The organism is Zeimonas arvi (assembly GCF_008039575.1).
GTDB lineage: Bacteria > Pseudomonadota > Gammaproteobacteria > Burkholderiales > Burkholderiaceae_E > Zeimonas > Zeimonas arvi.
On the sequence record NZ_VDUY01000004.1, the window covers coordinates 60,259 to 81,892 of the forward strand.

General features: G+C 70.8%; 22 protein-coding genes. 18 read left to right on the top strand and 4 right to left on the bottom strand.

Annotated elements, in window-relative coordinates:
- Position 1: 1 nt before the first annotated feature.
- From pgaB to FHP08_RS10575, 4 genes are all read left to right on the top strand, one after another.
- Complete coding sequence (gene pgaB / locus FHP08_RS10560) at positions 2-1,975, top strand: poly-beta-1,6-N-acetyl-D-glucosamine N-deacetylase PgaB (RefSeq protein ID WP_225879104.1); 1,974 nt, start codon at positions 2-4, stop codon at positions 1,973-1,975.
- An 11-nt stretch (positions 1,976-1,986) separates the two neighbouring features.
- Positions 1,987-3,249, top strand: coding sequence for a poly-beta-1,6-N-acetyl-D-glucosamine synthase (gene pgaC / locus FHP08_RS10565; protein WP_222707867.1), 1,263 nt, complete (start codon positions 1,987-1,989; stop codon positions 3,247-3,249).
- Positions 3,207-3,758, top strand: coding sequence for a poly-beta-1,6-N-acetyl-D-glucosamine biosynthesis protein PgaD (gene pgaD / locus FHP08_RS10570; protein ID WP_147704434.1), 552 nt, complete (start codon positions 3,207-3,209; stop codon positions 3,756-3,758). Before pgaC ends, pgaD begins: the two co-directional genes overlap by 43 nt.
- A gap of 141 nt (positions 3,759-3,899) precedes the next feature.
- Positions 3,900-5,297, top strand: coding sequence for an AmpG family muropeptide MFS transporter (locus FHP08_RS10575; RefSeq protein WP_147704778.1), 1,398 nt, complete (start codon positions 3,900-3,902; stop codon positions 5,295-5,297).
- Here FHP08_RS10575 and FHP08_RS10580 read toward each other — a convergent pair.
- Positions 5,191-6,102, bottom strand: coding sequence for an IclR family transcriptional regulator domain-containing protein (locus tag FHP08_RS10580; protein WP_147704435.1), 912 nt, complete (start codon positions 6,100-6,102; stop codon positions 5,191-5,193). The two genes, FHP08_RS10575 and FHP08_RS10580, sit on opposite strands and share 107 nt — an antisense overlap.
- A gap of 81 nt (positions 6,103-6,183) precedes the next feature.
- Between FHP08_RS10580 and FHP08_RS10585 the strand changes: the two genes are divergently transcribed.
- The 10 genes from FHP08_RS10585 to FHP08_RS10630 all read left to right on the top strand — a co-directional run bounded on the left by FHP08_RS10585 (position 6,184) and on the right by FHP08_RS10630 (position 13,132).
- Positions 6,184-6,876 carry a 3-oxoacid CoA-transferase subunit A gene (locus FHP08_RS10585; RefSeq protein WP_147704436.1) on the top strand — a complete coding sequence of 231 codons (693 nt, stop codon included), beginning with the start codon at positions 6,184-6,186 and terminating at the stop codon, positions 6,874-6,876.
- Positions 6,877-6,893: 17 nt separating this feature from the next.
- The gene (locus tag FHP08_RS10590) at positions 6,894-7,553 is read left to right on the top strand and encodes a CoA transferase subunit B (RefSeq protein ID WP_147704437.1); all 660 of its coding nucleotides are present in this window, start codon (positions 6,894-6,896) and stop codon (positions 7,551-7,553) included.
- An 18-nt stretch (positions 7,554-7,571) separates the two neighbouring features.
- Positions 7,572-7,763 carry a hypothetical protein gene (locus tag FHP08_RS18440; RefSeq protein ID WP_187272253.1) on the top strand — a complete coding sequence of 64 codons (192 nt, stop codon included), beginning with the start codon at positions 7,572-7,574 and terminating at the stop codon, positions 7,761-7,763.
- 115 nt (positions 7,764-7,878) lie between these two features.
- Positions 7,879-9,081, top strand: a complete 1,203-nt coding sequence (pcaF, locus tag FHP08_RS10600; protein WP_147704438.1) for a 3-oxoadipyl-CoA thiolase — start codon at positions 7,879-7,881, stop codon at positions 9,079-9,081.
- A 25-nt stretch (positions 9,082-9,106) separates the two neighbouring features.
- The gene (locus FHP08_RS10605; protein WP_147704439.1) at positions 9,107-9,964 is read left to right on the top strand and encodes an intradiol ring-cleavage dioxygenase; all 858 of its coding nucleotides are present in this window, start codon (positions 9,107-9,109) and stop codon (positions 9,962-9,964) included.
- A 56-nt stretch (positions 9,965-10,020) separates the two neighbouring features.
- A complete protein-coding gene (locus FHP08_RS10610; protein ID WP_187272254.1) occupies positions 10,021-10,401 on the top strand; it encodes a nuclear transport factor 2 family protein in 381 nt (126 codons plus the stop codon).
- 68 nt (positions 10,402-10,469) lie between these two features.
- Positions 10,470-11,060 carry a malonic semialdehyde reductase gene (locus FHP08_RS10615; protein WP_147704441.1) on the top strand — a complete coding sequence of 197 codons (591 nt, stop codon included), beginning with the start codon at positions 10,470-10,472 and terminating at the stop codon, positions 11,058-11,060.
- Positions 11,061-11,268: 208 nt separating this feature from the next.
- Entirely contained in the window at positions 11,269-11,688 is a 420-nt protein-coding gene (locus FHP08_RS10620) for an Hsp20/alpha crystallin family protein (RefSeq protein WP_147704442.1), read from the top strand.
- 114 nt (positions 11,689-11,802) lie between these two features.
- Entirely contained in the window at positions 11,803-12,387 is a 585-nt protein-coding gene (locus tag FHP08_RS10625; protein ID WP_147704443.1) for a hemerythrin domain-containing protein, read from the top strand.
- Positions 12,388-12,430: 43 nt separating this feature from the next.
- Positions 12,431-13,132: a dioxygenase family protein gene (locus FHP08_RS10630; protein ID WP_147704444.1), complete on the top strand. Its 702-nt coding sequence runs from the start codon at positions 12,431-12,433 to the stop codon at positions 13,130-13,132.
- A gap of 20 nt (positions 13,133-13,152) precedes the next feature.
- On the opposite strand, the gene FHP08_RS10635 is transcribed toward FHP08_RS10630, so the two are convergent.
- A complete protein-coding gene (locus FHP08_RS10635; protein ID WP_147704445.1) occupies positions 13,153-14,388 on the bottom strand; it encodes an NnrS family protein in 1,236 nt (411 codons plus the stop codon).
- 143 nt (positions 14,389-14,531) lie between these two features.
- Between FHP08_RS10635 and FHP08_RS10640 the strand changes: the two genes are divergently transcribed.
- Positions 14,532-15,587 carry an NnrS family protein gene (locus FHP08_RS10640; protein WP_147704446.1) on the top strand — a complete coding sequence of 352 codons (1,056 nt, stop codon included), beginning with the start codon at positions 14,532-14,534 and terminating at the stop codon, positions 15,585-15,587.
- Between the two features lie 32 nt (positions 15,588-15,619).
- On the top strand, positions 15,620-17,065 hold the full coding sequence (locus FHP08_RS10645; protein ID WP_147704447.1) for an aldehyde dehydrogenase family protein: 1,446 nt from the start codon (positions 15,620-15,622) through the stop codon (positions 17,063-17,065).
- Positions 17,066-17,081: 16 nt separating this feature from the next.
- Here FHP08_RS10645 and FHP08_RS10650 read toward each other — a convergent pair whose 3' ends face one another.
- Together FHP08_RS10650 and chrA are read right to left on the bottom strand one after the other, a co-directional pair.
- Complete coding sequence (locus FHP08_RS10650) at positions 17,082-17,501, bottom strand: acyl-CoA thioesterase (RefSeq protein ID WP_147704448.1); 420 nt, start codon at positions 17,499-17,501, stop codon at positions 17,082-17,084.
- A gap of 13 nt (positions 17,502-17,514) precedes the next feature.
- Positions 17,515-18,774, bottom strand: a complete 1,260-nt coding sequence (gene chrA / locus FHP08_RS10655) for a chromate efflux transporter (protein ID WP_225879105.1) — start codon at positions 18,772-18,774, stop codon at positions 17,515-17,517.
- Positions 18,775-19,000: 226 nt separating this feature from the next.
- Between chrA and FHP08_RS10660 the strand changes: the two genes are divergently transcribed.
- Both FHP08_RS10660 and FHP08_RS10665 read left to right on the top strand, forming a co-directional pair.
- Positions 19,001-20,386 (top strand): sigma-54 interaction domain-containing protein, encoded by a 1,386-nt coding sequence (locus FHP08_RS10660; RefSeq protein WP_225879121.1) that lies wholly within the window; start codon positions 19,001-19,003, stop codon positions 20,384-20,386.
- Positions 20,370-21,626, top strand: coding sequence for an acetate kinase (locus tag FHP08_RS10665; protein ID WP_147704451.1), 1,257 nt, complete (start codon positions 20,370-20,372; stop codon positions 21,624-21,626). Before FHP08_RS10660 ends, FHP08_RS10665 begins: the two co-directional genes overlap by 17 nt.
- Positions 21,627-21,634 lie beyond the last annotated feature (8 nt).

Genomic DNA, 21,634 nt, shown 5'->3' on the forward strand with positions numbered 1-21,634 from the left:
GTTGGTCTCGCGTGTGCTGAGTCTCGTCGCGGCGATCCTGTGGGCGATGCTGCTGGCGCTGCCGCAGCCCTCGCTGGCGCGCGCGCCGGGAATCCCGGCTGGCGCCTTCGTCGCGCTGTCCTATCACGAGGTGCCCGAGGACGGCCCGCGCGAGGCCGCGCCGGGCGCGGGTCGCTACGGCGTCGAGGCCTCCTACCTGATCGCCCAGTTCGCCTGGCTGCGCGAGAACGGCTACCGGCCGGTGAGCCTGGCCGAGATCGCCGAGGCGCGCGCCGGCGGCAAGCCGCTGCCGCCCAAGGCCGTGCTGCTGAGCTTCGACGACGGCTACGCCGACTTCCACGAGCGCGTTTACCCGGTGCTGCAGCTGTTCGGCTATCCGGCCGTGATCGCCCTGGTCGGCAAGTGGATGGAGGTGCCGGCCGGCGGCCAGGTCGACTACGACGGCAAGCCGATGCCGCGCGAGGCCTTCCTGTCCTGGGCGCAGGTGCGCGAGATGGTCGGATCGGGCCTGGTCGAGGTGGCGTCGCATTCCTACGACCTGCATCGCGGCGTGCTGGGCAACCCGCAGGGCAACATGCAGCCGGCGGCGACCACCCGGATCCACGATCCCGCCACCGGTCGCTACGAGACCGACGAGGCCTGGCTCGCCCGGGTCCGCGAGGATCTCGATCGCAACAGCCGCCTGATCGAGCGCGAGACCGGCAAGCGTCCGCGCGCGGTGGTCTGGCCCTACGGCCGCTACAACGGCGCGCTGCAGCAGGCGGCGCGGGAGCTCGGCATGCCGATGATGCTCACGCTGCAGGGCGGGCCCAACCTGGCCGGCGATCCGCTCGACCGGATCAGGCGGATCATCGTCGAGTTCAACCCGAAGCTCGGCGCCTTCGTCGACGAGATCGAGCGGGTCTGGCCCGAGGATCCGCAGCGCGTGGTCCACGTCGATCTCGACTACGTCTACAGTCCGGACGCGGCCGAGCAGGAGCGCAACCTGTCGGCGCTGCTCGACCGGATCCAGGCGATCGGGCCCACGACGGTCTACCTGCAGGCCTTTGCCGATCCCGACGGCGACGGCGAGGCCGATGCGCTCTACTTCCCGAACCGTCATCTTCCGGTGCGCGCCGATCTGTTCAACCGGGTCGCCTGGCAGCTCGAGACGCGGGTCGGCGTGCAGGTCTACGCGTGGATGCCGATGCTCGCCTACCGGCTCCCCGCAGGCCATCCGGCGCGCGACGAGATCGTGCGTGCCGCCCCCGGCAAGGCGGGCTCGTCCTACCGGAGGCTCTCGCCCTTCTCGGCGGCGGCCCGCCAGGCGGTGCGCGAGATCTACGAAGACCTTGGCCGGCACGCCCATTTCGCGGGCCTGCTCTTCCACGACGACGGCCTGTTGGGCGACCACGAGGACGCCAGTCCCGAGGCCCTGGCGGTGTACCGCCATCAGTGGGGCCTCCCGGGCTCGGTGGACGCGATCCGCGCCGACCCGGCGCTCGCCGAACGCTGGGCGCAGCGCAAGACCGACTGGCTGGTCGACTTCACGCGCGAGCTGGCCGGCGCCGCCAGCCGCTTCACCGCGCCGTTGAAGACCGCGCGCAACCTGTACGCGGCGCCGGTGCTCGATCCTCAGGCGCGGCAATGGTTCGCGCAGTCCCTGCCGGCCTTCCTCGGCGGCTACGACTACACCGCGCTGATGGCCATGCCCTACATGGAGAACGCCGAGGATCCCGCCCGCTTCCTGCAGGCGCTCGTCGATGCGGTGTCGGCGCAGCCCGATGGCCTGGCGCGCACCGTGTTCGAGCTGCAGGCCCGCGACTGGCGCGACGGCGAAGCGGTGCCGTCCGCCGAGCTGGCCGGCTGGATCAGGCAGCTCGAGCTCGCCGGCGCCCGCAACATCGGCTACTACCCGGACGACGCGCGCGCCGACGTGCCCGAGATGCGGCCGATCGTGCCCGCCTTCTCGGTTCGTTCCCTTCCGCAGCGCTAGCCACGATGAACATGAGCATTGCATCGATCGGACAGGCCCTGACCGACTTCGCCTTCTACTACCCGCTGTTCATGGCCTACCTGTGGATGGCGGGCGCGCTCTTCTACTGGTATCGCCACGAGCGCGGGGCCGGCAAGGTCGACCAGCCGCCCGCGCACGACGAGTACCCGAGCGTGGCGGTCATCGTTCCCTGCTTCAACGAGGAGGCGCACGCGGAAGAGACCATCGGCTGCCTGATGCGATCGAAGTACCCGAATCTCGAGGTGATCGCGGTCGACGACGGCAGCACCGACGACACCGGGACGGTGCTCGAGCGGCTCGCCGCCCGTTACCCTTCGCTGCGCGTGGTGCGGCTCATGCGCAACCAGGGCAAGGCCACCGCCTTGAACACGGCCGCGGCGATGACCCGCGCCGAGATCCTGGTCTGCATCGACGGCGATGCGCTGCTCGATCCCTGGGCCGTGCACTGGCTGGTGGCGCACTTCCGCTGGCCGCGCGTGGGTGCCGTCACCGGCAACCCGCGCGTGCGCACGCGCTCGACCCTGCTGGGCCGCCTGCAGGTCGGCGAGTTCTCGTCGACGATCGGCCTGATCAAGCGGGCGCAGCGCACCTACGGCCGGGTCTTCACCGTGTCGGGCGTGGTGGCGGCCTTTCGCCGCAGCGCGCTGCACGACGTGGGCTACTGGAGCACCGACATGCTCACCGAGGATGTCGACATCTCGTGGAAGCTTCAGGCCCGGCACTGGGACGTGCGCTTCGAGCCGAACGCACTGTGCTGGATCCTGATGCCGGAGACCCTGCGAGGACTCTGGAAGCAGCGGCTGCGCTGGGCCGCCGGCGGCATGCAGGTCCTTGCGAAGAACTGGCGACCGATGCAGGCCTGGCGCCAGCGCCGGATGTGGCCGGTTTTCGCCGAGTACCTGACCAGCGCGTTCTGGGCCTACACGATGCTCGGGCTCTTCCTGGTGTGGGTGCTCAGGGTGGTCTTCGGCGTGCCCACGCCCATCGACGGCTCGTCGCTGATCCCGAGGTGGTCGGGGGTGGTCATCGGCACCACGTGTCTCGTGCAGATCGCGATCGGCATGTCGCTCGATGCGCGGGTCGAGAAGGGCCTGTTCCGCTACTTCTTCTGGATGATCTGGTACCCGCTCGCCTTCTGGCTCCTCAGCGCGCTCACCACGGTGGTGGGCGTGCCGAGGGCCCTGTTCCGTTCGACTGGAAAACGCGCAAGATGGAAAAGCCCGGATCGGGGACTGCTTCCCCAAGACCGCTGATCATCGAGCGACCGGACCTGCAGTCGCGGTCGCAAAGGCTGATCTCCGCGACGCTCACCGCGTTCTTCTGGGCGCTGTGGCTCTACCTGTGGCTGCCGGTGGTGGCGCTGGTGGGCTGGTGGCTGGGCGCCACACGCTTCTACGACGAGATGGTGCGGCTGGAGGGCTACAAGCCCCTGGTCGAGCTGCTCGGCTGGTACGCGGTCTGCATCGTGGCGCTCGCGGGTTCGCTGATCGTCTGGGCCCTCTACAACCTGGTGCGTTTTCGCGGGCGCGAGCGCCGCAAGGCGAGGCCTCTGGTGAGGGTCGCCCAGGTGGCCGAGCACGTGGGGGTCGAGCCCGACACGCTGCTGGCCTGGCAGCGCGCCCGGATCCTGCACGTGACGCACGACGAGGCGGGGCGGATCGAGTCGGTCGAAGCGATTGCCCTGCCCTCCGGGGGGCAGGGCGCGGCCGATGCCGGAGAGTCCGGCCCCGAGACCCTGCTCAGGGATCCGGCGCTCGCCTGATCGGGCGCGGGACCGGGGCGAGCCCCCGGCCGCCCGGGTGGCAAGCGCGGCTGAACCTTCGGTGGCCGCGGGTACACTGCGGCCACCGTGTCCAGACCGCGCCCCATCCTCCAGGTCTTCGGCAGCCGTCGCATCGCGGCGATGCTGTTGCTGGGTTTCGCCAGCGGGCTGCCGCTGGCGCTGTCCTCGGGCACGCTGCAGGCCTGGCTCACGGTCGAGGGCCTCGACATCGCCACGATCGGCTTCTTCGCGCTGGCCGGCCTGCCCTACACCTTCAAGTTCGTCTGGGCGCCGCTCGCGGACCGCTTCGAGCCGACCATGCTGCCGGGCCGGCGCCGCAGCTGGCTGCTGGTCACCCAGCTGGGGCTGGCCGCGCTGTGCTTCGTGATGGCCACGCTGGACCCGCGCACGTCGGTGATGGCCGTGGGCGCCTGCGCGGTGGCGATCGCCTTCCTGTCCGCCTCGCAGGACATCGTCTTCGACGCCTACCGGACCGATCTTCTCGACGAGAGCGAGCGGGGCGCCGGCGCGGCCGTGTCGGTGCTCGGCTACCGGCTCGCGATGCTGGTGTCCGGCGGGCTGGCGCTGATCATCGCCGATCAGTGGCTGGGCTGGCCGAACATGTTCCGGCTGATGGGCGGCTTGTTCGGCCTGATGGGGCTGGTCACCCTCTGGTCGCCCAGGCCGCCGCCTGCCGAGGCCCTGCGCAGCGACGTGCGCCGCGAACTGGTCGGCTTCGTGGCCATGCTGGCGGCCGGCGCCGGCAGCTTCTGGCTGCTTCGCCAGCTGCCCTGGAACTGGATCGGCGAGGGGCGCTTCGCCCGGCTCGCCGCGGACACGCTGATGCTGGTCGTGGCCTGCGTGGCCGCGCTGCGCGCCGCGCGCGCGGCGGGCTTCCCTTCCTTCCTCGCGCCCTGGGATGCCTTCTTCTCGCGCGAGAAGGCCGCCTGGCTGCTCGCGCTGATCGTGCTCTACAAGCTGGGCGACGCCTTCGCCGGCAGCCTGTCGACCAGCTTCCTGATACGCGGCGCCGGCTTCACGCCCACCGAGGTGGGCGCGGTGAACAAGGTGCTGGGGCTGGTCGCCACGATCGTGGGCGCGCTGGCCGGCGGCGCATGGCTCGCGAAGCGCCCCCTGTACGCCTCGCTGATGCTGTTCGGCGTCCTGCAGGCGGTCTCGAACTTCGGCTACTGGCTGATCTCGGTGCTGCCCAAGAGCTACACGCTGATGGCCGCCGCCATCGGTTTCGAGAACCTGTGCGGCGGCATGGGCACCGCCGCCTTCGTGGCCTTCCTGATGGCGCTGACCGACCGGCGCTTCTCCGCGGCCCAGTATGCGCTGCTGTCGGCGCTGGCCGCGGTGGGTCGGGTCTACGTGGGCCCGGCCTCGGGGGTGATGGTCGCCGCCTTCGGTTGGCCGGCCTTCTTCGTGTTCACCGTCGCGGCGGCCTTGCCCGGGCTGCTGCTGCTCGCCTGGTTGCGGCCGCAGGTGGCGGCGCTCGGCGGGCCGCCGGAGCCGGGGCGGCAGGAGCCGTCGTAGGCGCGCCGAGCGCCGTGGAGATCTGCGCGGCGGCCCGCAGCATCTCCGGCAGGACCTGCTGCCGCATCGCCTCGAGCGTGAAGCGGGAGGCCTGCAGGCCGGCGTTCAGCGCGGCCACCACCTTGCCGCCCGGTCCGCGCAGCGGCACCGCGATCGAACGCAGCCCCAGTTCGAGTTCCTGGTCCAGGATGCACCAGCCGTCGCGCCTGACCTGCGCGATCCGCCGCGCGAGCTCGGCGGGATCGGTCACCGTGCGTTCGGTGTAGGCGGGCAGGGGCGACGCCTCGGTCAGCACCGCGTCGAGCCCGGGTTCGGACAGCGCGGCCAGCAGCACGCGCCCGAGCGAAGTCGCATGGGCCGGCAGCCGCGAGCCGATGCCCAGGTTGATCGACATGATCCGGGTGCGGGTCGGCACCCGCGCCACGTAGACGATGTCGCGCCCATCGAGCACCGCGATCGAGCAGCTCTCGTGGATCCGCTCGACCAGCTCGACCAGGAAGGGTTGGGCCAGGTCCCAGATGCCCTGGGCGTGCAGGTAGGCGAAGCCGAGCTTCAGCACCCTGGGGCGCAGCGAGAACAGCCGGCCGTCGGTCTCGGCGTAGCCGAGTTCGCAGAGCGTGAGCAGCAGCCGGCGCGCCGCCGCGCGGGTCAGGCCGGCACGGCGGGCGACCTCGGACAGCGTCATGGCAGCGTGCTCGCGGTCGAAGGCCTCGATGACCGCCAGCCCGCGCGCGAAGGACTGGACGAAATCGGGAGGCTCCGCGGTTGACAGGCGGCCGCCGTCGGCCTCTAATGCCGGCTTCATGTGCGCTATTTGAACATGTGTGCGCTATGCGCACAACAGGCCCGCGACCGATCGCGCTGCCAGGCAAGACAGAGGACTCCGATGATCGACAAGACCGTTGCCTCGCTGGAGGAGGCCGTCGCAGGCATCCACGACGGCGCCACCATCATGATCAGCGGCTTCGGCAGCGCGGGCCAGCCGGCCGAGCTGATCGACGCGCTGATCGCCCAGGGCGCGAAGGACCTCACCATCGTCAACAACAATGCGGGCAACGGCGAGACCGGCCTGGCCGCGCTGCTCAAGACGGGCCGGGTGCGCAAGATCCTCTGCTCCTTCCCGCGCCAGGCCGACTCGTACGTCTTCGACGAGCTCTACCGCAGCGGCAAGCTCGAGCTCGAGTTGGTGCCGCAGGGCAACCTTGCCGAGCGGATCCGCGCGGCGGGCGCCGGTATCGGCGGCTTCTTCACGCCGACCGGTTTCGGCACCCAGCTTGCCGAGGGCAAGGAAACGCGCCGGATCAACGGTCGCGACTACGTCCTCGAGTATCCGATCCACGCCGAATTCGCGCTGGTCAAGGCGCGCAAGGCCGACCGCTGGGGCAACCTGGTCTACCGCAAGACCGCGCGCAACTTCGGCCCGATCATGGCCGCTGCCGCGAAGTGCGCGATCGCGCAAGTCGACGAGATCGTCGAGCTCGGCGCGCTCGACCCCGAGGCCATCGTCACGCCGGGGATCCATGTGAAGCGCGTCGTGCAGGCGGGCGCCGCGCAGGCGTCGGCGCAGGCTGCCGCCTGAGCGCAAGGGAGGACTCGATGAACAAGCTGACCCGAGACCAGATCGCCGCGCGCGTCGCGCGCGACATCCCCGACGGCGCCTACGTGAACCTGGGCATCGGCCTGCCGACCCTGGTGGCCAACCACCTTCCCCAGGGGCGCGAGATCGTCCTGCACAGCGAGAACGGCATCCTGGGCATGGGCCCGGCGCCGGCCAAGGGCCAGGAGGACTGGGACCTGATCAACGCGGGCAAGCAGCCGGTCACCGAGCTGCCCGGCGTGTCCTACTTCCACCACGCCGACTCCTTCGGCATGATGCGCGGCGGCCATCTGGACTTCTGCGTGCTCGGGGCCTTCCAGGTGGCGGCCAACGGCGACCTCGCCAACTGGCACACCGGCGCGCCCGACGCGATTCCCGCGGTCGGCGGCGCGATGGACCTGGCCATCGGCGCCAAGCAGGTCTTCATCATGATGGAGCACCTGACCAAGTCCGGCGAGAGCAAGCTCGTCGAGCGCTGCAGCTATCCGCTGACGGGGATCGGCTGCGTGTCGCGCGTCTACACCGACCTGGCGGTCATCGACGTCGGCCCCGAGGGCTTCGTCGCGCTCGAATGGGTAGACGGGCTCTCGTTCGAGGAACTCGCCAGGCTGACCGCGGCGCCCTTGAGGCGCGGCGACAGGGGCGCGCGCGTCGCCTGAGCGGCGGAGCGATTTCCGATGACGAGCCCGATCGATTCCGCGCGGCCTCCCGATGCCGCGCAGTCGTCCGCGGCCCCGTTCGCCTTCGACGGCCGCAGCCCCTTCCCCTGCACCGGCTTCGCCGCCCGCGATCCGAAGGCCCTGTACGCGGTCGACGCGGCCCGATCGCGCCGCTGTCCGCCGAGGGCCTCGACCGCGCGGCCGACCTGACGGTGCAGAATCCGTACCGGAGCCCCCGGCCGATCGAGCGCGACGCGATCCGCGCCATGCTCGACGACGCCTGGCACGGGCGCATCATCCCTTCAATCCTCGAGAGACCCCGATCATGAGAGAAGTCTTCATCTGCGACGCGGTGCGCACCCCGATCGGCCGCTACGGCGGCGTGCTGTCTTCGGTGCGCACCGACGACCTCGGCGCGATCCCGCTGCGCGCGCTGCTCGAGCGCAACCCGAAACTCGACCCGGCCGCGATCGAGGAGGTGATCTTCGGCTGCGCGAACCAGGCCGGCGAGGACAACCGCAACGTGGCCCGGATGGCGGCGCTGCTGGCCGGCCTGCCGTTCGCGGTGCCCGGCGCCACGGTCAACCGGCTGTGCGGTTCGGGCATGGACGCGGTGGGCACCATCGCTCGCGCGATCCGCTGCGGCGAGATGGACCTGGCCATCGCCGGCGGCGTCGAGAGCATGTCGCGCGCGCCCTTCGTGATGCCCAAGGCCGACGCCGCCTTCTCGCGCAGCAACGCGGTCTACGACACCACGATCGGCTGGCGCTTCGTCAACCCGCTGATGAAGAAGCTGTACGGCATCGACTCGATGCCCGAGACGGCCGAGAACGTCGCCGACGACTTCAGGATCTCGCGGGAGGACCAGGACGCGATGGCCTTCCGCAGCCAGCTGCGCGCGGCCGCCGCCCAGAAGAGCGGCTTCTTCGACGGCGAGATCGTCCCGGTCGGCATTCCGCAGCGCAAGGGCGACCCGGTCGTGGTGAACCGCGACGAGCACCCGCGCGAGACGACCGTCGAGGCGCTGGGCAAGCTCAAGCCCATCGTGCGTCCCGATGGCACGATCACCGCCGGCAACGCCTCGGGTGTCAACGACGGGGCCGCCGCGATGATCCTGGCCACCGAAGAGGCCGCGACGCGCCACGGCCTCACGCCGCGCGCGCGGCTGGTCTCGATGGCCACTGCCGGCGTCGCGCCGCGGATCATGGGCATCGGCCCGGCGCCGGCCACGAAGAAGCTGCTCGAGCGCAACGGCCGCAAGATCGGCGACATCGACGTCATCGAGCTGAACGAGGCCTTCGCCGCGCAGGGCCTGGCCGTGCTGCGCGAGCTGGGCGTGCCCGACGACGCGCCGCAGGTGAACCCGAATGGCGGCGCGATCGCGCTGGGCCACCCGCTGGGCATGTCCGGCGCGCGCCTGGTGCTCACCGCGGTCAACCAGCTGCACCGCAGCGGCGGCCGGCTGGCGGTGGCCACGATGTGCATCGGCGTGGGCCAGGGCATCGCCACGCTGATCGAGCGGGTCTGAGCGCGGGCAGGGGCGGCGGACACTCATGAGCCTCGACGAGTCGAACCTGACCGACGCAGTGATCGGGCGCATGGAGGGCTGCGAGAGCCCGCGCCTCAGGCAGATCATGACGAGCCTGATCCGGCACCTGCACGACTTCGCCCGCGAGGTCGAGCTGACCGAGGACGAGTGGTTCGAGGGCATCCGCTTCCTGACCGCCACCGGCCGGATGTGCGACGACAGGCGCCAGGAATTCATCCTGCTCTCGGACACGCTGGGCCTGTCGATGCTGGTCGACGCGATCAATCACCGCCATCGGGCCGGCGCCACCGACACCACGGTCTTCGGGCCCTTCTTCGTCGAGGGCGCGCCCGCGTTGCCGCACTGGGCGAACGTCTCCGAAGGCATCCCGGGCACGCCGTGCTTCGTGTCGGGCACGGTCCGCGACACCGGGGGCAGGCCGATCGCGGGCGCGGTGATCGACGTCTGGCAGACCGATGGCGTCGAAGGCCTGTACGACGTGCAGCGACGCGAGGGCGGCATGTACGGTCGCGGCCGGATCACGACCGATGCCCAGGGCCGCTACGCCTTCCGCACGGTGCAGCCGGTCAGCTATCCGATCCCCGACGACGGGCCGGTCGGCAAGATGCTGCGCAAGATGGGCCGGCACCCCTGGCGGCCGGCGCACATCCACGCGAGGATCGCCCACCCGGCGCACGAGACGCTGACCACCCACATCTTCGTGAAGGGCGACGCCTACCTGGCGTCCGACGCGGTGTTCGGGGTCAAGGACTCGCTGGTCGTCGACTTCGTCCAGCACCCGCCCGGACCCACGCCCGACGGCGGTCGCAGCGAGCTCCGGTTCTCGACGGCGCAGTACGACTTCGCGCTGGCGCCGGCCTGAGCGGCGTCACCTGCGCGGGACCCATTCTTCCCACCTTTCGAGAGATGACACGAACCATGTCCGACCAGACCATCATCGCCGACATCGAAGCCCTGGATGCGCGCCGGGTCGCCGCCACGCTCGAGCGTGACTTCGCCGCACTGGACGCGCTGATCGGCGACGACCTCGTCTACGTGCATTCCAGCGCAGCCGTCGAGGACCGCGCCCTGTACCTCGAGCGCCTGCGCAACGGCCACTACGTCTATCGTGGCCTCACCGGCCTGAAGCGCGACCATCGCGTGCTTGGCGACGTCGTTCTCGTGAACGGCGAGGTCCGGATCGATGTCGAGGTGCAGGGCAAGGCCAAGCAGGTCAACGCCCGCTACCTTCAGGTCTGGGCGCGCCGCCCCGGCGGTTGGCAGATGGTGTCCTGGCAGTCAACTCCGATCCCCGCCTGAAGCCTGGCGCAGGGGTGGCGCGCCCAGACGGCCCGCGCCAGCGTTCCCTACCACTCCGAATCCTCCCGATGATCGACGAACAGTCCCTCGACACGCTCTTCCGCAAGGCCCGCACGCACAACGGCTGGCTCGATCGCCCGGTTTCCGACGCGCAGCTGCGCGCGGTCTACGACCTGCTCAAGATGGCGCCCACCTCGGCAAACAGCCAGCCGGGGCGCTTCGTGTTCCTGCGCTCGGCCGAGGCCAAGGCGCGGCTGCGCCCCGCGCTGTCGCCAGGCAACCTCGAGAAGACGATGGCCGCGCCGGTGGTGGCCATCGTGGCGCACGACACGCGTTTCCACGAGCACCTGCCCAGGCTCTTCCCGCACAACCCCGACGCGGTGAACTGGTTCGCCGGCGAGGCCAATCGGGCGGCTCGCGAAACCGCCGCCTTCCGCAACGGCACGCTGCAGGGGGCCTACCTGATCCTCGCCGCGCGGGCGGTGGGGCTCGATTGCGGGCCGATGTCGGGCTTCGACAATGCCAAGGTCGACGCCGAGTTCTTCCCCGACGGCCGTTTCCGGTCGAACTTCCTGTGCAGCCTCGGGCACGGCGACCCGGCAAAGTTGTTCGCCCGCAGCCCGCGATTCGAGTTCGAGGACGCCTGCCAGCTCCTGTGATGCGCGAGCCGACATGGGACTCGCCTTGATCCATCTCAAGCCTTGCCGCGAACCGGGCGCTGCAAGATAGCGGCTTCCGGTCGGGGACTTGAAAGCCGAGGTCGGTGCACCCAATTGACCGGCATCGGGCGCTGCGCCGCCGGAGCCTGAGAACTCCGGAGGCTGCCCGAGTTTCACAGGCAATCGAGCATACGCAAGGAGAACCGTCATGGCCCGTCTGTCCGTTTACGACCCGTTCGCCGAAGTCTTTCCGGAGCTCTTCCGCGGCCTGATGCAGCCGGTTCGCGCGCCGGGCGGCGATGCGCTGGAGATCAAGGTCGAGGTCAAGGAGTCCAACGGCGACTACACCGTCCAGGCCGAGATGCCGGGTGTCAAGAAAGAGGACATCAACGTCCAGATCGACGGCAATCGCGTCGCGATCTCGGCCGAGGTCAAGCGCGAGTCCGAGCAGAAGGAAGGCGAGCGCGTGCTGCGCAGCGAGCGCTACTACGGCGCGGTGGCGCGCAGCTTCACGCTGGCCTCCGAGGTCGACGAGTCCAGGGCCGCCGCGAGCTTCGAGGACGGCGTGCTCAGGCTCACGCTGCCCAAGAAGACCGCGCCGTCGGCCAAGCGGCTGCAGATCCGCTGAGAAGCCGGGCCCGGTCGTGCCCGGGGGCAGGCCGAATGGGTCGCGGCTTGATCGCGATCAGGCCTGCCCGTGCCCAGCGTGGCAGGCTGGCGCGAACCGTTTCGGAGGTTCGCGATGCAGTACGAAGCCCTCAGGGTCATCCACGACGAGCACCGGGCGCTCGCCGCGCTGTTGCACTCGTTGCGGGCGCTCGCCGCGCGCGTGGCCGACGCCCCCCGGCCCGCCGACTTCGAGATCCTGCGGGCCATCCTCCTCTACGTCGACGAGTTCCCCGAGCGTCGGCATCACCGCAAGGAATCCGAGCAGCTGTTTCCCCGGCTGCGCGCCCGCGCGCCGCAGGCGGGCCGGGTGCTCGACAGGCTGGATACCGAGCACCTGCTCGGCGAGCGGATGATCCGCGACCTCGAGCGCGCGCTGCTGGCCTACGAGCAGCTGGGCCGCTCGCGCCGCCAGGCCTTTCTGGACGCCGCCTCGCGTTTCGCGAACTTCTACGCCGCCCACATGCAGCTCGAGGAAACCGAGGTGCTGCCGCTGGCCCGCCGCGCGCTCGAGCCCGACGACTGGCGCGAGCTCGACGCGGCCTTCGCCGAGAACCGCGATCCGCTCACCGGCCACGCGCCCGAGGACGAGTATCGGGAGCTGTTCCGGCGCATCGTGTCGCTGGCGCCTGCGCCGATCGGGGTCGGGCCGGCGAGCTGAACCGGGGCTTGTCAGGCTGCCCCGTCCGGGCAGACCATTGGGCATGACGAAGTATCGACCCAATTCGCCGATCCGGCGCCGACGGATCGTGGCCGGCCTGGGCGGCGCAGCGCTCGCAGGCGCCACGGCTGCCGTGCCGTGGCGGGCGCTTGCCGCCGCGGGCGGCCCGGGCGCACGAGGCACGGCCAGCGCCGACGCGCAACGCATCGTCACCCCGCGCCAGAGCCTCGGGCCTTTCTATCCGGTCGACTGGGCCGGCGACGCCGACAACGACCTGGTGATCGTGCGCGGCGAGGCAGCCCGCGCGCTGGGGCAGGTAGCGCACGTGCGGGGCCGGGTGGTGGACCGTGACGGCGCGCCGCTCGACGGGTCCATCGTCGAGATCTGGCAGTGCGACGCCCGGGGCGTGTACCGGCATCCGCGCGACCGGGGCGTCCGCGACACCGGGTTCCAGGGGCGCGGCAGCACCCGCGCCGCCAGCGACGGCAGCTGGACCTTCCGGACCATCCGTCCGGCGCCCTATCCCGGTCGGACGCCGCACATCCATTTTTTCGTGCGCACGCCGGACGGCCGCGAACTGGTCACCCAGCTCTACGTGGCCGGCGACCCGGGCAACGCAGGTGACTTCCTGTTGAACTCGGTGCGCGATGCGCGCCAGCGCGAGCGCCTGATCGCCCGCTTCGACCCTGCGGACCGGATCGAGCCCGGCGCGCTGCTGGCCGAGTTCGAGATCGTGATCGGCTGAGGCTTGGTCGGTCTGGCGCTTCAGCCCGGCCGGCCGTCCACCCGCGGCGCGATCAGCTTCGGCGCGTAGGTGGCGAAGTACAGCGCGAAGGCCGCCGACCAGCAGACCGAAGCGGCGGTCACGAAGGGCATCCAGGGAAGGCCTTCGAACAGTACCGGCGCCACCCTGAGCACCGCCGCCAGCTGCACCAGCACGAACATCGCGGTCTCGGCGCGGCCTGCCGCCAGCAGCCGGCCCGTGTGGCCGAGCGCGGTGCGGGTCATCATGCCGATGATCAGGCCGCCCATGGAGCCGATGGTCAGCGCGTGCAGGCCGGCGCTTTGCGGCAGCTTGCCCAGCGCCGCGAAGGCGAGCAGAAGCAGGCCGACCGGGATCCAGGCGTAGGAAAGGTGCAGGATCCACAGCAAGGGGTTTCCGCGCGTGGCCCAGGGGTTCCAGCCCGCCAGGCGCGTGGCCTGGAGCGCCGCGGCGACCGCGCAGGCCGCGGCCGTCAGGCCGGCGCCCGCGTTGCCGAGCACCAGCAGCAGCGCCGCCCCGGTGGCGCCGATCGCCAGCGCGTCGAGCTGCTCGTTGCGCCACTGACGCACGCCGCGGATCACGTTGGCGGTGAACATGGGCACCACGCGCCCGGCGATCACCGACTCCAGCATCACCACCACGAAGATCGCGAAGTGGAGCGGCGTCAGCGGGTCGAAGGGCAGGCGGCCGGGCAGCGACAGGTGGAACAGCGAGTTGGCGACCAGGAAGGCGGTCAGGATGGCCAGCACGAACAGGTTGCGGGTGTTCCGGCTGCGCCAGAGCACGGAGCCGAGCGGCACCATGACCGACAGCAGGAAGGCCGCGTCGAGCACCATGGCCACCAGCGGCGGCGCCGCGTAGTTGGCGACGCGGGCGGCCACCCAGAGCAGGCAGATCACGGCCAGTTTCCAGCCCTTGGGCGTGGGCAGGCCGGTCCAGTTCTGGCCGGCGGTGAACAGAAAGCCGGCGATGACCGCGATCGCGAAGCCGAAGACCATCTCGTGGCCGTGCCAGAGCATGGCCGGCAGCCAGGCGGGACCCGGCAGCAGGCCGGCGAACTGGGCGATCCACAACGGAACGCCGAGCGCGGCGAACAGCGCCGCCAGCAGGTACAGTGGCCGGAAGCCGAGCGCGAACAGGGCCACGCCCTGCGGCGGTGCATCCTGTCCCGAAGGGCGCGCGCCAGGCCGGCGTGCCTCGATCTCGGCAATGGTGATCAGCGTGGAGGAGGAAGGCATCGGAGTGAGCGACCGCCAGAGCGGCTTGTAAGATAAATATGAAATGCATCTTATGACCGGGGCCTGCCGGGAGCAAGCGCAGACCTTTGCGCTCGCGCAGGTTCTCTGCAGATAAATCCGAAACGAAGGCGAAAACCCGACCGATGTACCGACTCGCCGCACTCTGGGCCGCCCTGGCCGTCCCGCTCTGGAGCGCCATCGCCTGGTTCTGGCCCGACGCCTCCGCCTGGCCCGCGGCGGCCCGGTCCATCGACTGGCATGCCCGCGCCATGGTCTCCGGCTACGTGGGCGCGGTCGTCGTGTCCTTCCTCGTCGCACCGCTGCGCCGGTGGCCGGCGGACCGCAGCGCGCAGGCCTGGGCCTTGCTCGTCGCCTGGCTGGCGGCGCGCGTGCTGTCGCTCTGGTCGCCGGACTGGGCCCGCTACGGGATGGCGGCCGATCTGGTCTTCTTCGGCATCGCGGCGATCGTGCTGGGCCGTCGCGCGCTGCGCGCCCCGGCGCCCAACAACCTGCTGTTCGCGGCCGCCCCCTGGGTGCTGATGCTGTCGGTTGCCGCGCCGATGCAGGTGCTCGAGATGGTGGCCATCCTGATCGCCGTGCTCGCCGGCCGGGTGATCCCGGGCCTGGTCAACACGAGGGCGCCGGGCCGGCGCGCGCAGATCCGCCCCGACCTGGAGCGGATCGCGCTCGGCGCGCTGGTCGCCGCGATCGGCCTGCGTGCGTTGATGCCGGGCTCGGCGGTGGCCGATCTCGCCGCCGCGCTCGCGGCCCTGGCCAACCTGTACCGCTGGTGGAACTGGGCGCCGCAGGTGGGCTTTCGCGCCGACCTGAGGCTGGCCACGATGCTGTTCGCCTATGCGTGGCTGCCGGTCTGGCTGCTGGTCGATGCGGCAGGCGCCTGGGCACCCGCCGGCGCGGGCAGCCATGCCTTGGCCGCGGGGCTCGTCGGCGGGATGACCTGGGCGATGATGAATCGCACGCTGGCCGAGCCCCTCGGGCCGCCCTGCTGGCTGGAGAAGACCGGCGCCGCCGCGCTGGCGGTCGGCGTGCTCGCGCGCTTTGCGATGGCCTTCGCGCCGGCGACTGCCTGGCTGCCGCTCGCGGCCGCCGCCACGCTGGGCTGGAGCCTCGCCTTCGGGAGTCTCGCGCTGCGCGGCCTGGGCGGCCCGGCACACAAGGGGCAAGAGCGGCGACAATAGCGGTTTCTCACCAGGCTCCAGGAGACCGCGCAATGATCGCTCGCGACACGCTGTACATCGACGGCAAGTGGGTCCGCCCGCAGGGCCGGGGTCGCCTCGAGGTGACCGACTCCAGCACCGGCAAGCCCTGGGCGAGCATCCCCGAGGGCAACGCCGACGACGCGCAGGCCGCGATCGCGGCCGCGCGGCGCGCCTTCGCCGGCTGGGCCGGCATGACGCCGGCGGCCCGCGGCGAGGTGCTCGGCCGCGTCGCCGGCGAGCTGAAATCCCGCGCCGACGAGCTCGCCCGCGCGATCGCCACCGAGGTCGGCATGCCGCTGAAGATGGCCTCGCGCGTGCAGGTGGCGGGCCCGGTGGCGGCCTGGTCGGCCTACGCGAAGATGGCCGGCAGTTTCGAGTTCGAGCAACGTGTCGGCAATTCGCTGGTGGTGCGCGAGCCGGTCGGCGTGGTCGGCGCGATCACGCCCTGGAACTTCCCGCTGAACCAGATCACGCTGAAGGTCGCCGCCGCCATGGCCGCCGGTTGCACGGTGGTGCTCAAGCCCTCCGAGGTGGCGCCGATCAACGCCTTCATCCTGGCCGAGGCCATCGAGGCAGCCGGCGTGCCGGCCGGCGTGTTCAACCTGGTCACCGGCCTGGGACCGGTGGTGGGCGAGGCGATCGCCGGGCATCCCGATGTCGACATGGTGTCCTTCACCGGCTCGACCCGCGCCGGGCGCCGGGTAGGCGAGCTGGCCGCGCAGGGCATCCGCAAGGTGGCGCTCGAGCTCGGCGGCAAGTCCGCCTCGGTGGTGCTCGACGACGCCGACCTCGCGCGGGCCGTCAAGGCCACGGTGGGCAACTGCTACCTGAATTCCGGCCAGACCTGTTCGGCGCACACCCGCCTGGTCGTGCCGCGCGCGAAGCTCGCCGACGCGCTGACCATGGCCAAGGAGGCCGCCGAGCGCTTCACCGTGGGTCCGGCGCTGGCCGAGGGCTCGATGCTCGGGCCGCTGGTGTCGGCCGCGCAGAAGGAGCGGGTGCTGGGCTACATCCGTCGCGGCATCGACGAAGGCGCCACGCTGGTGACCGGCGGCGCCGACGCACCCGAGGTGCCGGCCGGCCATGAGGGCGGCTACTACGTGCGCCCCACCGTGTTCGCGGTCGAGGATTCGCGCGCCACGCTGGCGCAGGAAGAGATCTTCGGCCCGGTGCTCACCGTGATTCCGCACGACGGCGACGACGACGCGGTGCGCATCGCCAACGACTCGGTCTACGGCCTGGGCGGCGGCGTCTGGGCCGGCAGCGACGAGCGGGCCAGCGCGGTCGCGCGTCGCATCCGCACCGGCCAGGTCGACATCAACGGTGGCGTCTGGAATCCGGCCGCGCCCTTCGGCGGCTTCAAGCAATCGGGGATCGGCCGCGAGAACGGCGTCTACGGTCTCGAGGAGTTCCTCGAGTACAAGTCGATGCAGTACCGGCCGGCGCCGGCGGCCTGAGCCGGCGCGGGCCGCCTCACTCGCACTTCGCGCGGATGTCGGCCGGCACCGGCACCGCGCGCAGGCGCTGCGGATCCTGCGGGTCGCGGATCACGAAGGCCCGGGTCTCGACGCTCTCGCAGATGAGGTCTTCGCCGCGCCGGATCTCGTGCCGCTGCAGGAATACCTTGTTGCGCCATTCCTGGATCGAAGTGCTGATCGTGATTCGCTGGCCGTAGGTCACGGACTTGACGAAGCGCGTGTGGTGCTCGAGCAGGGGCGTGCCGACGATGCCGTTCGTCGCGGTCATTTCGCGCCACGGCGGCACGCCGCATTGCATGAAGAAGTGGAGCGAGGCGGCGTCCATCCACCGATGGAAGTTCGGGAAGAAGACGATGCCCGCCGGATCGCAGTGGCCGAAGCGCACGTCGATGTCCAGCGTGGAGGTCTTGGTCATGGGCGTAGTCCGGTCAGGGGCCTGGGGTCGGGGGAAAGGCCGGGATCATCGCGCCGCCCAGCGCGGCAAAGGCCACGACGGCGATCGGCGAGGCCTTCGCGTAGACGAGCAGGCCGAACGCGGCCAGCGCCAGCGCGAAATCCTCGCGTGAGTGAACTGCCGAGGTCCATACGGGATCGTAGAGCGCGGCCAGCAGGATGCCGACCACGCCGGCGTTGACGCCGGCCATGGCCGACCGGATGCTCGCGCGGCGGCGCAGCGCTTCCCAGAAGGGCAGCGCCGCCACCACCAGCAGGAAGGCGGGAAGGAAGATCGCGACCAGCATCGCCAGCCCGCCGCGCCAGCCGCCGATCCAGCCGTTGCCCGACCCGGCGACCGATTCCGCAGCCAGCCCGGCCTCGGCGACCGGCGCCTGGGCCACCGCGCCGAGATAGGCCGCGAAGGTGAACAGCGGTCCCGGCACCGCCTGGGCCGCGCCGTAGCCCGCGGTGAAGGCTTCAGGGTCGACGAATCCGCCCGGCACGACGGCCGACTGCAGCAGCGGCAGCACCACGTGGCCGCCGCCGAAAACCAGCGCGCCCGCGCGGTAGAAGCCGTCGACCAGCGTGGCGAAGGCGGAGCCCGAGACCCCGGCCCAGATCGGCAGCAGCACGAGCAAGGACAGGAAGGCGGCGATCGCCATCGCGCCGGCACGCTTCGATACGCCGTACCCGCGATGTTCGGCGGCCTCGGCCGCTGGCATCGCGAGCCAGCGCCAGCCGACCAGGCCGGCGACGAGGATCGCGCCGACCTGCGACAGGGCATTCGGCAGGAGCAGCGTCAGCAGGGCCGCCCCGATCGCGATGCCGGTGCGCGGGGCATCCGGGCACAGCGAGCGCGCCATGCCCCAGACTGCCTGCGCGACCACCGCCACGGCGGCGAGCTTCAGGCCGTGCACGACGCCGGAGGTCGCGAGCCAGCCGTGCTGGGCGATGCCCCAGCCGAACAGGATCAGCGCGAAGGCCGAAGGCAGGGTGAAGCCGCACCAGGCCGCCAGCGCGCCCAGCCAGCCAGCCCGCGACAGCCCGATCGCGATGCCCACCTGGCTGCTGGCCGGCCCGGGCAGGAACTGGCACAGCGCGACCAGGTCGGAGTAGTCGTGGTCGTCGAGCCAGCGCCGGCGCTCGACGAACTCGTTCCGGAAGTAGCCGAGGTGGGCCACCGGGCCGCCGAACGAGGTCAGACCGAGGCGAAGGAAGACCAGGAAAACGCTGGCGGCATGTCGAGTCGGCATCGATCGGAGCGGGATCATCCGCCTGAAATGGCCCTGTTTAGGGGGTTTTCCGTATGTACCTGCGGTCGTATCCTTAACGACGATGCGCCACAGCAGCGTCCGCTCGACGAGCAGTCCCGAGCAGGTGCGCACGGTCTGCCCGAGTCTAGCCGAAGCGGGCGCGGCCAAACGGTGTCTGGGCTGCTCGAAGAAGCACGGCAGGTGGCAGGTGAATTGGCCGGAGTCCATGCGCCGGGGGGTCCTGCTCATACAGGCTGCCGGTTCGATGATCGACCTCGAACCGGTACTCGCCTCTGGGGGTTGGCGTCCCATTCGTTGCGCCGAGCCAGATCGGATCGAGGCTGCGGCAAGCGATCGTGATTGTCTGGTGTCGATCGTCGTGATCGAGCGGCTGGGCGATTTCGACTTGCGCGCGCTGCGCGCAGCCATCTGTCGCGCAGCGACGCAGATGGTCGCGGTCACGTCGTCCGCGGCGCTGGCCGACGCGTCGATCGCCGCGCTGCTGGCCGGCGATTGCTTCGATTTTCATACGCTTCCTGTCGAGAAGGATCGGTTTCTCGCGTCTCTGGGACACGCGTGCGGCAAAGCCGCTCTACGACGGCGGATGGTCGCTGCGGCCGGGGCCGTCGCAGGGCGGCACGGGATGGTCGGCACGAGCCGGGCGATGCTCGAGTTGTACCGATCGCTCGACAAGGTCGCCCGGGTCGACGCGCCGGTCCTGATCGGTGGCGAGAGCGGGACGGGCAAGGAGATCGCGGCCCAGGCGATCCACCGTGCCACGCCGGGCCGCAACGGCCCCTTCGTCGCGGTGAACTGCGGGGCGATCCCGCCCCAGCTGATGCAAGCCCAGCTGTTCGGCCACGAGAAGGGCGCGTTCACCGGCGCGCATCAGCGCCAGATCGGGAGTCTCGAGGCCGCAGGCGGCGGCACCATCTTTCTCGACGAGATCGGCGACCTGCCACTCGAATCGCAGGCCAGCCTGCTTCGCTTCCTCCAGGAATCGACCGTGGTCCGGATCGGCTCCACCCGCGCGCTGCGCGTCGACGCCAGGGTCGTGGCAGCCACGCACGTGGATCTCGGCGCGGCCGTGGCGGACGGTCGCTTTCGCGAGGACCTCTATTACCGCCTCAATGTGCTTCAGCTCCGGGTACCCCCGCTTCGTGAGCGGGTCGAGGACATTCCGATGCTCGTCGAGCACGTCTTCGAGCTCTGGCCTGACCACCGAACCCCGACGCTGATCGGCATCTCGCGCGACGCCTTGCGGGCGATGCGTGAGTACTCGTGGCCGGGCAACGTCCGCGAGCTGATCAACAGGGTCCATCGAGCGATGGTCATGTGCGAAGGGTCGCTGATCGATGCGGAGGATCTCGGGTTGGGCGCACTCGCGGCGAACGTCGGATCACGATCGCTCGCAACCGCCCGGCGGGGCACCGAGCGAGACCTGGTGATCGCCGCACTTGTACGCAATGCCAACAACATGGCGGCCGCCGCGCGCGAGCTCGGCGTGTCGCGAGTCACCTTGTACAGGATGGCCGAGCGCCTGGCCGTCCGGCCGAGACGGCGAGAGTTCGGCGCGCATTCAGGGGAGGGCAATGATGGAAACCGACAATGAGAGCCCGGCAAGGGTCGCCATGGCACTGGCGATCGGGCTCGGGATGGCGGTCGCCGGAGCGTCGGCCCGGGCACAAGGCATCGACGGCGAATCGGGGCTTCGCGCGATCGAGCACAGGCTCGAAGAGGGGGCTCGCCGACTGCAGGAGCTCCGGCGCCAGCTCGACGACGCGCAGCGACGTCTCGACGAGGATCGGCGCGAGCTGGAGCGCATGGCGGGAAGGAGCGAGGCATATCTGGGCGGTCTCTCGGCGCGGGGCGGTCCGCCGCAGCTGGCTCAGGCGCCCACCGGCCCGGTGGGCGAGGCGCCGAAGCCGCCCGATCAGCCGGCTGCGTCGGCCCGCATCTTCGACGAGCCTACGGCGCTGACGCCGCGCGGCAAGCTGGTCCTGGAGCCCACCTACCAGTTCGTTCATGCGACCGACAACCGGATCGCGCTGGTCGGCTACAGCGTGATCCCGGCGATCACGATCGGCCTGATCGACGTGCGGCGTGTGTCCCGGGACATCCACACGCTCTCGGTCACCGCCCGCTACGGCGTCACTGGCCGCTTCGAGCTCGAGGGCAAGCTGCCCTGGGTCTCGGCGAGCAGCTCCACGCTCACCCGCCCCCTGGCGACTCCCTCGGTGACCGACAGTTTCTTCGACTCGAACGGTTCGGGCATGGGCGACATCGAGCTCGCCGCGCGCTATCAGCTGAACCAGTTCCGGGGAGACAACGCGGTCTATATCGGTTACCTGCGCTACAAGTCGCGCACCGGCGAAGGACCGTTCGAAGTCCCGATCGATCCGGCCACCGGACTCCAACAGGAACTGCCGACCGGGTCCGGCTTTCATGGCCTGCAGGCGGGGGTGACTTTCCTCTATCCCTCGGATCCGGCGGTGTTCTTCGGTGGTATCGCGTACATGCACAACTTCTCGCGGGACGTGGGCAACGGATTCGGCCGGATCCGCCCCGGCGGCGTCACCGACATCAATCTGGGGATGGGCCTGGCGCTCAACGAGCGCTCCTCGTTCAGCATCGGCTACCAGCACAGCATCGTCGGCAGGACCTCGCAAAGCGACCCGGCATCGGCGGCCAGGTTGCTGGCGCCGTCGGGCAGCCTGCAGCTCGGCACCCTTCGCTTCGGCATCGCGTACCGCGTCACCCAGAAGCAGAACGTGAACCTGTCGCTGGGCATCGGCGTCACCGACGACAGCCCCGATGTGGAGCTCACGCTGCGGGTGCCGTGGTCACTGTAGCGGCCTCC